This is a genomic window from Streptomyces sp. NPDC030893 (assembly GCF_055571535.1).
On the sequence record NZ_JBVIFC010000013.1, the window covers coordinates 104,131 to 116,883 of the forward strand.

Consider the following 12,753-nt stretch of genomic DNA (forward strand, 5'->3'; position numbering starts at 1 on the left):
CACCCCGGGGCGGCTGACCTCACCGCGGGGTGAGCCGCCCCGTCAGGTGCACGCCCGGCTGGTACTTCGGCAGCCGGACGGTGATCTTCATGCCTGCGCCCACGGCCGTCTCGATGACGAGGCCGTGGTCGTCGCCGTAGACCTGGCGGAGCCGGTCGTCGACGTTGGACAAGCCGATGCCGCCGGTGGGGCTGACCTCGCGGGCGAGGATGCGGCGCAGCAGGCCGGGGTCCATGCCGGCGCCGTCGTCCTCGATGACGACGAGGGCCTCGGCGCCCGCGTCCTGCGCGGTGATCTGGATGCGGCACTTGTCTGCCTTGCCCTCCAGACCGTGCTTGACGGCGTTCTCCACGAGCGGCTGGAGGCAGAGAAAGGGCAGCGCGACCGGCAGCACCTCGGGGGCGATCTGCAGGGTGACGGAGAGACGGTCGCCGAAGCGGGCCCGGACCAGGGCCAGGTAGTGGTCGATGGCGTGCAGCTCGTCGGCGAGGGTGGTGAAGTCCCCGTGCCGGCGGAACGAGTAGCGGGTGAAGTCGGCGAACTCCAGGAGCAGTTCGCGGGCCCGCTCGGGGTCGGTGCGCACGAACGAGGCGATCACGGCGAGGGAGTTGAAGATGAAGTGCGGGGAGATCTGCGCCCGCAGCGCCCTGATCTCGGCCTCGATGAGGCGGGTGCGGGACTGGTCGAGGTCGGCGAGTTCGAGCTGGACGGAGACCCAGCGGGCGACCTCCCCGGCGGCCCGCACCAGCACCGCGGACTCGCGGGGCGCGCAGGCGACGAGCGCGCCGTGCACCCGGTCGTCGACGGTGAGCGGGGCGACGACGGCCCAGCGCACCGCGCAGTCGGGAGTGTCGCAGGTGAGCGGGAAGGCCTCGCCCCGACCGGTGTCGAGGGGCCCGGTGAGGCGCTCCATGATCTCGGTGCGGTGGTGGGCGCCGGCGCCGTCCCAGGCCAGGACCTGTTCGCGGTCGGTGAGGCACAGCGCGTCCGTGCCCAGCAGCGAGCGGAGTTTGCGGGCGGACTTGCCGGCGGTCTCCTCGGTCAGCCCCGCGCGCAGCGGGGGTGTGGCCAGGGAGGCGGTGTGCAGGGTCTCGAAGGTGGCGTGCTCGACGGGCGTGCCGAGTCCGGCGAGGCTGGTGGGCCTGGCGGTGCGCCGGCCCAGCCAGAACCCGGCGGCCAGCAGGGGCAGGACGGCCACGAGCAGGCCGGCGAGGAAGCCGCTCATGCGGACACCTCCGTACGCCGTTCCTCCGTGCGGAGTTCCTCCGGCAGATGGAAGCGGGCCAGCACCGCCGCCGTCCCCGGCGGGACCCGGCCGGGGGTGGCCAGGGACACCAGGATCATGGTGAGGAAGCCCAGCGGCACCGACCACAGCGCGGGCCAGGCCAGCAGGGCGTGCCAGGGCCCGGCGCCCGGCAGGCCGGCCATGGTCGCGGCGACGGCGAGGAAGGCGGAGCCGCCGCCCACCAGCATCCCGGCCGCCGCGCCCGGCGGGGTCAGCCGGCGCCACCAGATGCCGAGCACCAGCAGCGGGCAGAACGACGAGGCGGACACGGCGAAGGCCAGTCCCACCGCGTCGGCCACCGGCAGCCCGCCGACCAGGACGCTCGCCGCGAGCGGCACGGCCATCGCCAGCACGGTGCCGAGCCGGAAGTGCCGTACTCCGCGCGAGGGCAGCACGTCCTGGGTGAGCACCCCGGCCACGGCCATGGTGAGGCCCGAGGCCGTCGACAGGAACGCGGCGAAGGCACCCCCGGCGACCAGCGCGCCGAGGAGGTCGCCGCCCACTCCCCCGATCATCCGGCCGGGCAGCAGCAGGACGGCGGCGTCCGCGTCGCCGGTGAGGGTGAGCTCGGGGGCGTACAGGCGGCCCAGGGCGCCGTAGACGGGCGGCAGCAGGTAGAAGGCGCCGATCAGACCGAGGACGGCCACGGTGGTGCGGCGGGCGGCCACACCGTGCGGGCTGGTGTAGAAGCGGACCACGACGTGGGGCAGGCCCATGGTGCCGAGGAAGGTGGCGAGGATCAGCCCGTACGTGGCGTACAGCGGGCGTTCCTCGCGGGACTCGGCGCGGGAGGGCGACAGGGCGTCGTCGGCGCCGCGTCCGGCGGCGGGGACCTCGGCGCCCTCGGCGAAGGTGAGCCGGGTGCCGCCGTCGATGCGGTGGGTGCCGGCCGTCAGGGCGACTTCCGTGCCGTCGTGGTCGCGGCCGTCGACGGTGCCGTCCACGGTCACGGTGAGCGGTTGCGCGAGCCGCAGGTGGAGGGTGTCGTCGATGCGGACCACCCGCTGTTCGCGGAAGGCGGCGGGCTCGTCGAAGGCGTGGCTGGGTCCGCCGTCGCTCTGCCAGGCGAGGACCAGGAAGAGGGCGGGGACGAGCAGGGCGGTGAGTTTCAGCCAGTACTGGAAGGCCTGGACGAAGGTGATGCTGCGCATGCCGCCGGCGGCGACGATCACGGTCACCACGACGGCGACGATGACGCCGCCGAGCCAGTCGGGGGCGCCGGTGAGGACGGTCAGGGTGAGCCCGGCGCCCTGGAGCTGGGGCAGCAGGTACAGCCAGCCGACGCCGACCACGAAGGCACCCGCGAGCCGCCGTACCGTCTGCGAGGCGAGCCGGGCCTCGGCGAAGTCGGGCAGCGTGTAGGCGCCGGAGCGGCGCAGCGGGGCGGCGACGAACAGCAGCAGGACCAGATAGCCGGCGGTGTAGCCGACCGGGTACCAGAGCATGTCCGGGCCCTGGACCAGGACGAGCCCCGCGATGCCGAGGAAGGAGGCGGCGGAGAGGTACTCGCCGCTGATGGCGGCGGCGTTGAGGCGGGGGCCGACGGTGCGGGAGGCGACGTAGAAGTCGGAGGTGGTGCGGGATATGCGCAGGCCGAAGGCGCCGACGAGGACGGTCGCGAGGACGACGAGCGCGACGGCGGTGACGGCGTAGGTGTAGTTCACGGTGCGGGCGGTCCCCGGGTCTCAGCGGTCCTCGACGAGCCGGACGAAGTCGCGTTCGTTGCGTTCGGCGCGGCGTACGTACCAGCGGGCGAGCAGGACCAGTGGGGGGTAGAGCCCGAAGCCGAGGATCGCCCACTCCAGGCGGCGGGCGTCCGGGGCGGCGGCGAAGACCAGCGGCAGCGGGCCGATGAGCAGGGCGAGGACGGCGAACACGGTGAGGCCGGCGCGCAGCTGGATGCGCATCAGGGAGCGGACGTAGGTGTGGCCGAGGGTGGTCTGCTCGTCGATCTCGGTGCGCGGCCGGTAGTAGCCGGAGGTGCGGCGGGCACGCCGGGGCGGGCCGGTGACGACCACGCGGCGTTCGGTCGGGTCCTGGGGCATGCGTGCCTCCCCCTAGCTCGTGGTCCGGCGCATCAGCAGGTCGCGCAGTTCGCGGGCGTGCCGCCTGCTGACCTGGAGTTCCTCGGAGCCGATCAGGACGCTCACCGTGCCCGTGTCGAGGCGGAGTTCGCCGATGTGGCGCAGGGCGACCAGATGGCGGCGGTGGATGCGTACGAAGCCGCGGGAGCGCCAGCGCTCCTCCAGGGTGGACAGCGGGATCCGTACGAGATGGCTGCCGCGGTCGGTGTGCAGCCGGGCGTAGTCGCCCTGGGCCTCGACGTGGGTGATGTCGTCGACGGCGACGAAGCGGGTGACGCCGCCGAGTTCCACGGCTATCTGGTCGGGGTCGGGTCCGTGCACGGGGATGCGCGGGGCGGTGTCGCGCGGGGCGGTCTTTCCGCGCTGGTCGGCGGCGCGGCGGACCGCTTCGGCCAGCCGTTCCTTGCGGACCGGTTTGAGCACGTAGTCGACGGCCTTGAGGTCGAAGGCCTGGACGGCGAAGTCCTCGTGGGCGGTGACGAACACGACGAGCGGCGGCCGGGCGAACCCGCCGAGCAGCCGGGCGAGGTCGAGGCCGTCGAGCCCGGGCATCTGGATGTCGAGGAAGACGACGTCGATGGCCTCGGGTCCGTCGGGGCCGGATTCCAGGGCGCGGTTGATGCGGCGCAGCGCCTCGGTGGCGTCGCCCGCGCCCTCGGCGCTGCCGATGCGCGGGTCCGCGTTCAGCAGGTACAGCAGTTCCTCCAGCGAGGGGCGTTCGTCGTCGACGGCGAGGGCGCGCAGCATGAAGGTGGAGTGTAGGGGTGATTTCCACGTCTGGACATGTGCCGGGCGCGGGCGTGGCCGTCCGGCCGGAGGGGCAGGGGCTGCCGGACGGCGCTGGATACAGTGCCCGCATGAGCAGCAGGCCCACGCCGTTCGACGAACTCGACCGGAAGATCGTCACCGCCCTGATGGCGAACGCCAGGACGTCCTTCGCGGAGATCGGCGCGGCCGTCGGGCTGTCGTCGACGGCGGTCAAGCGCCGGGTGGACCGGCTGCGCGAGACCGGGGTGATCACCGGGTTCACGGCGACGGTGCGGCCGTCGGCGCTGGGCTGGCGCACGGAGGCGTACGTCGAGGTGTACTGCGAGGGGGCGGCGCCGCCCAGGCGGCTGGCGGAGGTGGTGCGCAACCATCCGGAGATCGCCGCCGCGATGACGGTGACGGGCGGCGCGGACGCGCTGCTGCATGTGCGGGCGCGGGACGTGGAGCACTTCGAGGAGGTGCTGGAGCGCATCCGCCAGGAGCCGTTCATCCGCAAGACGATCAGCGTGATGGTGCTGTCCCACCTGCTGCCGGACAGTCCTGAGGCGGGAGTGACCCAGCCGGCTCCGGGCGGCGCACCGGACGTGCGCTGAGCGGAGCGAACACGCAGTGATCGTGCGTGGACGCGCAGCTCTTGTTCCTTGTCGGCCGTCCTGGTGGCTTCCTACCGTGGAGGCACCCCCTTGTCGGCACCGCGTGGAAGCGGAGGAACCCCTCTGTGCCCGGAACCCGTGTGGCGCGCCGTCGGCGTTACCTCGTCTGTGAACCCAGACACTTCGCCGTCCGGTACGCGATCAATCCCTGGATGCACCCCGACCGTCCCGTCGACGTGTCCCTCGCCCAGCGCCAGTGGCGGACGCTGATCGGCACCTACCGCGCCCACGGCCATACCGTGGAGACCGTGAAGCCGGAGCCCGGACTGCCCGACATGGTGTTCGCCGCGAACGCGGCGGTCGTCGTGGAGGGCCGTGTCCTCGGCTCCCGCTACCTGGCCCCCGAGCGGCGCCCGGAGTCGGTGCCGTACGAGGCCTGGTTCAAGGCCGAGGGGTACGACGTCCAGCATCCCGAGTCGGTGTGCGAGGGCGAGGGCGACCTGGTGCCCGCCGGGCGGTGGATCCTCGCCGGCACCGGGTTCCGCACCACCCGGGAGGCGCATCGCGAGGCGCAGGAGTTCTTCGGCGTCCCGGTGATCGGCCTGACGCTGGTGGATCCGTACTTCTACCACCTGGACACGGCGCTGTTCGTGCTGGACGAGGAGAACGTCGCCTACTACCCGGAGGCGTTCTCGCCGGGCAGCCGCGAGGTGCTGGAGCGGCTGTACCCGGACGCGGTGATCGCCACCCGCGAGGACGCGATGGCGTTCGGCCTGAACTCCGTCTCCGACGGACGCCATGTGTTCGTCTCGCCGGGAGCGGCGGACCTCGCCGCCCGGCTCGCCGACCGCGGTTATGTCCCCGTCCCCGTCGACCTGTCCGAGTTCCAGAAGGCCGGCGGGGGCATCAAGTGCTGCACTCAGGAGATCCGCTCATGACCTCTGTCGTCCCCGCGCGTACGTCCGCCGAGCTCATCGGCGCGGAGGAGCCGGTCCTCGCGCACAACTACCATCCGCTGCCCGTGGTCGTCTCCCGCGCGGAGGGCACCTGGGTTGAGGACGTGGAGGGCCGGCGGTACCTCGACATGCTGGCCGGCTACTCGGCGCTCAACTTCGGCCACCGGCACCCGGCGCTGGTCGAGGCCGCGCACCGCCAGCTGGACCGGCTCACGCTGACCTCGCGCGCCTTCCACAACGACCGGCTCGCGGAGTTCGCGGAGCGGCTGGCCGCCCTCACCGGGCTGGACATGGTGCTGCCGATGAACACCGGCGCAGAGGCGGTGGAGAGCGCCGTGAAGGTGGCCCGCAAGTGGGCCTACGACGTGAAGGGCGTCCCGGCCGACCGGGCGACGATCGTGGTGGCGGCGGACAACTTCCACGGCCGTACGACGACGATCGTGAGCTTCTCGACGGACGAGGTGGCCCGCGCCGGGTTCGGGCCCTTCACCCCGGGCTTCCGCGTGGTCCCGTACAACGACCTCGCGGCGCTGGAGGAGGCGGTCGACGGGACGACCGCGGCGGTGCTGATCGAGCCGGTCCAGGGCGAGGCGGGGGTGATCGTCCCGGACGACGGTTACCTCGCCGGGGTCCGCGAGCTGACCCGCCGCGAGGGGTGCCTGTTCATCGCGGACGAGATCCAGTCGGGGCTGGGCCGCACCGGCCGCACGCTCGCCGTGGAGCACGAGTCGGTCGTCCCGGACGTGGTGCTGCTCGGCAAGGCGCTGGGCGGCGGCATCGTGCCGGTGTCGGCGGTGGTGGCCCGGCGGGAGGTGCTCCGGGTGCTGCACCCCGGTGAGCACGGGTCGACCTTCGGCGGCAACCCGCTGGCCGCGGCGGTCGGCACGGCCGTGGTGGAGCTGCTGGAGACGGGTGACTTCCAGCGCCGGGCGGCGGAACTGGGCGGGGTGCTGCGCGAGGGCCTCCGGGCGCTCTCCGGCAAGGGCGTCGTCGGCTTCCGCACCCGCGGCCTGTGGGCGGGCGTGGACGTCGACCCGGCGATCGGCACCGGCCGTGAGGTCAGCGAGCGCCTCATGCGCGAGGGCGTCCTGGTCAAGGACACCCACGGTTCCACCATCCGGCTGGCCCCGCCCCTGACCATCACGGAGGAGGAGCTCCGGGGCGCCCTCGGCACCCTGGAGAAGGTGCTCTCCTGAACCGCCCGGTGCCGTACCCCGCCGCGGCGGGGTACGGCACCGCTCTGCCCCGCCCGGGGAGCCCTCGCCCCGCTCCACGGGTGAAGATGGGGACAAGAGGTGGTAGACCACTCTCAGCGACAGAGAGGTCGGCCGTGGGCGGACACAAGGAGCAGGACGGGGCCCGGCAGGGGTTCGATGTGGCCGACGCCGCTCCCCTGTTGCTCGATCCGCACGGCAGGGTGTCGAGCTGGACCGGCCGCGCGGAGCGGCTGCTGGGGTACCGCGCGCCCGAGGCGGTGGGCCGGATGTTCGGCGAGCTGCTGACCCCGGACGGCGCCGAGCGGGTGCCGGAGCTGCTCGAGCGGTGCCGGACCGGCGGCGACTGGGCGGGACTGATGACGGCCAGGCACCGGAACGGCCGCCCGGTCCCGGTGATGGTGCGCCTCACCGCGACCGTGGGGCCGCGCGGCCGTTCGTCGCTGCTGGTCCTGCTCTCGGAGCCGGCGGACTCGGCCGGCTGGGACATGAGCCGCGCCGTGCTGGAGCAGATGGTCGCCGGGGCGCCGACCGGTATCGCGATCGTGGACACGGACCTGCGCTTCGTATGGTCCAACGCGGCGCTGGAGCAGTTCGGCGGCGGTCCGCCCGAGCGGCGGCTGGGCCTGCGGTTCGCCGACATCCAGCCGGGTCTGGACGCCGACGCCGTCGAGGCGCAGATGCGCCACGTCCTGGAGACCGGCGAACAGGTGATCGACTACGAGCATGTCGGCCGCGTGCGGTCGGCGCCGCTGCGCGAGACCGCGCACATGCTGGCGTTCACCCGGCTCGACGACGATCACGGCCGGCCGATGGGCGTGTACTACACCGTCGTCGACATCACAGAGCGGCACCGCGTCCGTCAGCGGCTCGCCCTGCTCGTCCGGGCCGGCCGGCACATCGGCCGCACCCTGGACATCATGGACACCGCCCAGGAGCTGGCGGACGTGGCCGTGCCGGGGCTCGCGGACTTCGTCACCGTGGACCTGCTGGAGACGGTGCTGCGGGGCGCCGAGGTCCCGCCGGGACCGATCGGCGGCTCCGAGCCGGTGCCGCTGCGCCACGCGGGACACCGCTCACGGTACGAGGACCTGCCTCGGACGGCCGTGGACACCGGCGCGGTCGTGACGTACCTGGCGGATTCGCCGCCCGTGCGCTGTCTGGCCACGGGCCGGTCCTGGCGTCAGGAGCAGCTCGACCCGCTCGCCGTGGAGTGGGCCGTGGGGCCGCCGGGCGGCCGGGAGTCCACCTTCCTGGAGCTGGGCCTGCAGAGCGTGATGATCGTCCCGATCCGGGCCCGGGGCGTCACCCTGGGGGTCACCACGTTCTTCCGCCGCCGCCGCGAGCACCCCTTCGACGCGGACGATCTGGCGCTGGCGGAGGACCTGGTCTCGCGTGCCGCCGTCTGCGTGGACAACGCCCGGCGCTACACCCGGGAGCGGGACGCCGCGCTGGTGCTCCAGCACAGCCTGCTCCCCCGTCGGCTGCCCGAGCAGGACGCCGTGGAGGTGTCGGCGTGCTACCGCCCGGCCGACGAACTGACCGGTCTGGGCGGCGACTGGTACGACCTGATCCCGCTGTCCGGCGCCCGAGTGGCGCTGGTCGTCGGTGAGGTGCCGGGGCACGGCATCGCCGCCGCCGCGGCCATGGGGCGGCTGCGCACGGCCGTTCGGACGCTGGCCGCGATCGATCTGCCGCCCGAGGAGGTGCTCGCCCATCTGGACGACCTGACGTCCCGGTCGGCGCGGGACGACGGCGAGGAGGAGCCCGCGGCCGGCGCCCCCGGCCAGTCCGTCGGCTCCGGCTGTCTCCACGTCGTCTACGACCCGCTGGACGGCCGGTGTGCGATGGCCGCCGCCGGCCATCCCGCGCCCGCCGTGCTCGCGCCCGACGGCACGGTGACGTTCGTGGACCTGCCGCTGGGTCCGCCGCTCGGCGTGGGCGGCCCGCCGTTCGAGGCGGTGCGGCTGACCCTGGCCGAGGGCAGCACGCTCGCCCTGCACACGGACGGTCTGCTGGCCCCCGAGGGGTCCCCGTCCGACACGGAACGGGCCCGGGAGCGGCTGCGGCAGGCGCTGGCAGGCGCTCCGCACGCGCTCGGGGAGAGCTGCCGGGCCGTCGTCGACGTGCTGGTGCCGACCCGTCCGTACGACGACGTGGCCCTGCTGATGGCCCGTACCCGGCGTCTGGCCCCGGAACAGGTCGCCGTCTGGGACCTGCCGGCGGATCCGGCCGTGGTGGCCGAGGCCCGCAGGACCATCACCCGGCAGCTGTCCCGCTGGGGGCTGGACGACCTGGTCTTCACCACCGAACTGGTCGTCAGCGAACTGGTCACCAACGCCATCCGGCACGCCTCCGGGCCGGTCCGGCTGCGGCTGATCCGTGAGCGGGCGCTGGTGTGCGAGGTGCTCGACGGCAGCGCCACCGCACCCCATCTGCGTCATCCCCGTACGACGGACGAGGGCGGACGCGGGCTGCTGCTGGTCTCCCAGCTGGCCCAGCGGTGGGGCACCCGGTTCGTTCCCGACGGGAAGATCATCTGGGCGGAGCAGTCGCTGACCGCGCCGCCGGCGTGACGGGGCGTCCGCCCGCGGGTCAGGAGCCGGTGCGCGTGCGGTCGAGCCGCACGGTCCGTTCCACGTTGCTCCGGTCCTCGGGGTCGTCGCTGGGCGAAGCGGCGAACCAGGCGTCCAGGATCTCCTTCAGCAACGGGGCGGACGTCAGCCGCAGGCTGAGGGCCAGCACATTGGCGTCGTTCCAGCGGCGCGCGCCGTCCGCCGTGTAGGCGTCCGTGCACAGGGCGGCCCGCACGCCGGGCACCTTGTTCGCGGCGATCGAGGCGCCCGTGCCGGTCCAGCAGCACACCACCGCCTGGTCGGCCGCCCCCTCGGCGACCGCGCGCGCCGCCGCCTCGGAGCAGACCGCCCACTGCGGGTCGTCCCCAGGGGTGAGAGCGCCGTGCGCGCGTACGTCGTGGCCGCGCTCGCGCAGCTCGGCGAGGAGGGCCCGGGCCACGGGTTCGTCCATGTCGGAGGAGACGGAGATCCGCATACCGACGAGCCTACTCGCCTCCGCGCGGCTCCTGACGGGCGTTCAGCGGCCGGGAACGGACGTGCCCGGAGGGGGTGCGCCGAACGTGGTGCCGGGCCCCGCCGCCCGGTTCTAGACTGGCACCTCACGACGTGCCGGATGACCTGCTGGAACGCGGTGGCACTGCCCGTTCGTCAGAGTCGAGGAGCGTGCTTTTGTTCTACTACCTGCTCAAATATGTGCTGCTGGGCCCGCTGCTGAGACTGGTCTTCCGGCCGCGAATAGAGGGCCTGGAGCACGTTCCGTCGTCCGGTGCCGCCATCGTCGCGGGCAACCACCTGTCGTTCTCGGACCATTTTCTGATGCCGGCGGTGCTCAAACGGCGCATCACCTTCCTCGCCAAGGCCGAGTACTTCACCGGCCCGGGCCTCAAGGGCAGGCTGACGGCGTTCTTCTTCCACAGCGCGGGCCAGATCCCCGTCGACCGCTCCGGCAAGGACGCCGGGCAGGCCGCCATCCGTGAGGGCCTGGGCGTGCTGGGCAGGAAGGAACTGCTCGGCATCTACCCCGAGGGCACGCGCTCGCACGACGGCCGCCTGTACAAGGGCAAGGTCGGTGTCGCGGTGATGGCCCTGAAGGCCGGCGCCCCGGTGATCCCCTGCGCGATGATCGGCACGTTCGAGGCGCAGCCGCCCGGCAAGGTGATCCCGCGCATCCACCCCGTGGTGATCCGCTTCGGCGAACCGCTGGACTTCTCGCGCTACGCCGGGATGGAGAACGAGAAGGCGATCCTCCGCGCCGTCACGGACGAGATCATGTACGCCATCCTCTCCCTCTCCGAGCAGGAGTACGTCGACCAGTACGCGGCCGTCGCCAAGGCCGAGGAGGCCGCGCGCAAGGCGGAGGAGAAGCGCCGGTTTCCGCGGCTGCCGCGGAACTGACCTCGCCGGCGGCCGCGGTTCAGGGGCCGGCCGTTCCCCGGTGTTCCGCGGCGACGCCGAAGCGCCCGCGTTCGCCAGGGGCGGACGCGGCCTCGCGCACGCCGGCCACCGTGCTGATCACCTGCTCCTCCGCGGCCTGCGGCTGCTGCTGCGCTTCTTCGAGCCGTCGCAGGTCATCGGCGGACACGAGGGCGACGAGGGGCTTGCCGTGCCGGGTCACGACGACCCGCTCACCGCCGTACACCACGCGGTTGATCAGGTCGGCGAGCTCAGCCCTGGCTTGGGTCACCGGAATCTCGTAGGCCATGGGTCCATCCTAACGTCATGTACGTCCTGTACATTTTTTACAGAGACTGCCAGACAGGAGGGGCCCGATGACCCGACCGTCCGCCCGCCATGTCCCGCCCGAGCCCCCCCGACGCACGGCGTCCGGGCACCGGACGGCGGGCCCGCGCACGAAGCTGCTCCGCCGGAGTGCCCGCTCCGGCACCGGCACGAGGTGAGCCGCCGATGCTGCCCCCGGAACTGCCCCCGCTGCCCGCCCTCACCCGCGCGGAGGCCGAACTGATCGACCGTTACCTCGAGGTCGCCGACCTGCTCGGCCGGGTCAACCCCGCCCTGGGCGGCGACACCTACCGCGGACTGCGCGCGGCCCAGGCACTGGTCGGCAAGGCCGTCGCGCTGCGCGACGCGCTGACCCTGATGCACCGGCGCGGCGAGAGCGAACTGCACGCGGGCACGCTGGCCCGCGCGCTGCGCGTACTCGACGGCGAGCGGCGCACGGCCAGGGTCACACTGCCTCCCGATTCCGGCAGTTGACGCCCCGGAACCCGGGCTGCCGGAGCGCTGCGGCACGCGCCGAAACGGACCGAACGGCGTACCCCCGTCCGGCGTAGACGAACCTCCTGTTTTGGAGCGGTCCGAGTTGCGCGGACCACGCGGCCGGGAGCGGAAGGGGCCGGTCCACCGCTGGTCCGGGGCTCACCGGACACCGGCGGGGAGCTCGAACAAGGCGGCGTCCACCCGAACGGATGAGTGGTGAGTAACAACACAAATCCCACGTTCCGTTGTGTTTTCGATCGCGCGATGAGCCAAGATCCCTGACTGACGACAAGACCCCGCCGCCGCGGCGGGGCGATCCGGGCGGACGCCGAGTCCTGCCGCCGCCCGGATGACGGGTCGACAGGAGTGGATCGGCAGGAATGGAGGACCCAAGCACGACGGGTCGCCGGAACACCTGTTCCGAGCAGCCCTTGGGGTGAAGCCGCACTCGTGCGGCCGGGCCACTTCGCCAGCCCGAATCCGACAGGTCATCCTTCACAGGCGGCTGACGAAGGGTTGCGCATGACTGCGCTCAATCGTGTCCCGTCTCTCATGGTCCGGGCCGGCACGGCCTCGGCCCTCACCCTCGCCGCCGTGGGCGGCTCCATCGTGGTCCCCGGCGGCGCCTCGGAGGCGGCCGCCGCGAGCCACGCCACCAAGGCCCTGCGCGTCGCCGCGTCGAAGAAGGGCTCGCCCTACCAGTGGGGTGCCACCGGACCGAACCGGTTCGACTGCTCGGGCCTGACGCTCTACTCGTTCAAGAAGGCCGGCAAGAAACTGCCGCGCACGGCAGCCCAGCAGTACAACAAGACCCGCCACATCTCCGCCGGCAGCCGCAAGGCCGGGGACCTGGTGTTCTTCCACTCGGGCGGCTACGTGTACCACGTGGGCATCTACGCGGGCAAGGGCAAGATCTGGCACGCCCCGAAGACCGGGGACGTGGTGCGTCTGCAGAAGATCTGGACCAAGAGCGTCTCGTACGGCCGGGTGCGGTGACGTCGCGGGGCGGCGGCGCCCACGTGTGCCGCCGCCCCCTGCCCCGCCGTCCCGGCTCGCACGC

At 73.1% G+C, this 12,753-nt stretch carries 13 protein-coding genes and 1 pseudogene; 8 read left to right on the forward strand and 6 right to left on the reverse strand.

The features are described from left to right. Positions 1–19: 19 nt before the first annotated feature. From ACZ434_RS23510 to ACZ434_RS23525, 4 genes are read right to left on the reverse strand one after another with little or no spacing between them, the layout of a single operon-like run. On the reverse strand, positions 20–1,225 hold the full coding sequence (locus tag ACZ434_RS23510; protein WP_468458904.1) for a sensor histidine kinase: 1,206 nt from the start codon (positions 1,223–1,225) through the stop codon (positions 20–22). Then, complete coding sequence (locus tag ACZ434_RS23515) at positions 1,222–2,949, reverse strand: sodium/solute symporter (protein WP_468458906.1); 1,728 nt, start codon at positions 2,947–2,949, stop codon at positions 1,222–1,224. The genes ACZ434_RS23510 and ACZ434_RS23515 overlap by 4 nt, the downstream gene beginning before the upstream one ends. A gap of 21 nt (positions 2,950–2,970) precedes the next feature. Beyond that, the gene (locus tag ACZ434_RS23520) at positions 2,971–3,330 is read right to left on the reverse strand and encodes a hypothetical protein (RefSeq protein ID WP_468458908.1); all 360 of its coding nucleotides are present in this window, start codon (positions 3,328–3,330) and stop codon (positions 2,971–2,973) included. A gap of 12 nt (positions 3,331–3,342) precedes the next feature. Beyond that, a complete protein-coding gene (locus tag ACZ434_RS23525) occupies positions 3,343–4,116 on the reverse strand; it encodes a LytR/AlgR family response regulator transcription factor (RefSeq protein WP_468458910.1) in 774 nt (257 codons plus the stop codon). A 110-nt stretch (positions 4,117–4,226) separates the two neighbouring features. Here ACZ434_RS23525 and ACZ434_RS23530 point away from each other — a divergent pair, with 110 nt between their 5' ends. From ACZ434_RS23530 to ACZ434_RS23545, 4 genes are all read left to right on the forward strand, one after another. Continuing rightward, positions 4,227–4,730, forward strand: coding sequence for an Lrp/AsnC family transcriptional regulator (locus tag ACZ434_RS23530; RefSeq protein WP_468458912.1), 504 nt, complete (start codon positions 4,227–4,229; stop codon positions 4,728–4,730). A 125-nt stretch (positions 4,731–4,855) separates the two neighbouring features. Beyond that, positions 4,856–5,668: a dimethylargininase gene (gene ddaH / locus ACZ434_RS23535; protein WP_468458914.1), complete on the forward strand. Its 813-nt coding sequence runs from the start codon at positions 4,856–4,858 to the stop codon at positions 5,666–5,668. Next, positions 5,665–6,882: an ornithine--oxo-acid transaminase gene (rocD, locus tag ACZ434_RS23540; RefSeq protein WP_468458916.1), complete on the forward strand. Its 1,218-nt coding sequence runs from the start codon at positions 5,665–5,667 to the stop codon at positions 6,880–6,882. The genes ddaH and rocD overlap by 4 nt, the downstream gene beginning before the upstream one ends. 134 nt (positions 6,883–7,016) lie before the next feature. Next, a complete protein-coding gene (locus tag ACZ434_RS23545) occupies positions 7,017–9,476 on the forward strand; it encodes a SpoIIE family protein phosphatase (RefSeq protein WP_468458918.1) in 2,460 nt (819 codons plus the stop codon). A gap of 19 nt (positions 9,477–9,495) precedes the next feature. On the opposite strand, the gene ACZ434_RS23550 is transcribed toward ACZ434_RS23545, so the two are convergent. Next, complete coding sequence (locus ACZ434_RS23550) at positions 9,496–9,951, reverse strand: RpiB/LacA/LacB family sugar-phosphate isomerase (protein WP_468458920.1); 456 nt, start codon at positions 9,949–9,951, stop codon at positions 9,496–9,498. Positions 9,952–10,145: 194 nt separating this feature from the next. Between ACZ434_RS23550 and ACZ434_RS23555 the strand changes: the two genes are divergently transcribed. Beyond that, the gene (locus ACZ434_RS23555; protein WP_468459153.1) at positions 10,146–10,871 is read left to right on the forward strand and encodes a lysophospholipid acyltransferase family protein; all 726 of its coding nucleotides are present in this window, start codon (positions 10,146–10,148) and stop codon (positions 10,869–10,871) included. A 19-nt stretch (positions 10,872–10,890) separates the two neighbouring features. Here ACZ434_RS23555 and ACZ434_RS23560 read toward each other — a convergent pair whose 3' ends face one another. Continuing rightward, on the reverse strand, positions 10,891–11,178 hold the full coding sequence (locus ACZ434_RS23560) for a type II toxin-antitoxin system Phd/YefM family antitoxin (RefSeq protein WP_468458922.1): 288 nt from the start codon (positions 11,176–11,178) through the stop codon (positions 10,891–10,893). 67 nt (positions 11,179–11,245) lie between these two features. Between ACZ434_RS23560 and ACZ434_RS23565 the strand changes: the two are divergent. From ACZ434_RS23565 to ACZ434_RS23575, 3 genes and pseudogenes are all read left to right on the forward strand, one after another. Further along, positions 11,246–11,341 (forward strand): annotated as a pseudogene (locus ACZ434_RS23565) (ATP-dependent Clp protease proteolytic subunit); the annotation flags it as partial. A 40-nt stretch (positions 11,342–11,381) separates the two neighbouring features. After that, positions 11,382–11,690 carry a hypothetical protein gene (locus tag ACZ434_RS23570; protein WP_468458924.1) on the forward strand — a complete coding sequence of 103 codons (309 nt, stop codon included), beginning with the start codon at positions 11,382–11,384 and terminating at the stop codon, positions 11,688–11,690. Positions 11,691–12,215: 525 nt separating this feature from the next. Then, positions 12,216–12,689, forward strand: coding sequence for a C40 family peptidase (locus ACZ434_RS23575; RefSeq protein WP_468458926.1), 474 nt, complete (start codon positions 12,216–12,218; stop codon positions 12,687–12,689). Positions 12,690–12,753: the final 64 nt, after the last annotated feature.

What these genes read in the sequence shown, in the direction of transcription:
- ACZ434_RS23530 (WP_468458912.1), top strand. Translation starts at nt 4,227, where the DNA reads ATGAGCAGCAGGCCCACGCCGTTCGACGAACTCGACCGGAAGATCGTC.
- ACZ434_RS23560 (WP_468458922.1), bottom strand. Translation starts at nt 11,178, where the DNA reads ATGGCCTACGAGATTCCGGTGACCCAAGCCAGGGCTGAGCTCGCCGAC.
- ACZ434_RS23510 (WP_468458904.1), bottom strand. Translation starts at nt 1,225, where the DNA reads ATGAGCGGCTTCCTCGCCGGCCTGCTCGTGGCCGTCCTGCCCCTGCTG.
- ACZ434_RS23520 (WP_468458908.1), bottom strand. Translation starts at nt 3,330, where the DNA reads ATGCCCCAGGACCCGACCGAACGCCGCGTGGTCGTCACCGGCCCGCCC.
- ACZ434_RS23575 (WP_468458926.1), top strand. Translation starts at nt 12,216, where the DNA reads ATGACTGCGCTCAATCGTGTCCCGTCTCTCATGGTCCGGGCCGGCACG.
- ACZ434_RS23570 (WP_468458924.1), top strand. Translation starts at nt 11,382, where the DNA reads ATGCTGCCCCCGGAACTGCCCCCGCTGCCCGCCCTCACCCGCGCGGAG.
- ACZ434_RS23550 (WP_468458920.1), bottom strand. Translation starts at nt 9,951, where the DNA reads ATGCGGATCTCCGTCTCCTCCGACATGGACGAACCCGTGGCCCGGGCC.
- rocD (WP_468458916.1), top strand. Translation starts at nt 5,665, where the DNA reads ATGACCTCTGTCGTCCCCGCGCGTACGTCCGCCGAGCTCATCGGCGCG.
- ACZ434_RS23525 (WP_468458910.1), bottom strand. Translation starts at nt 4,116, where the DNA reads ATGCTGCGCGCCCTCGCCGTCGACGACGAACGCCCCTCGCTGGAGGAA.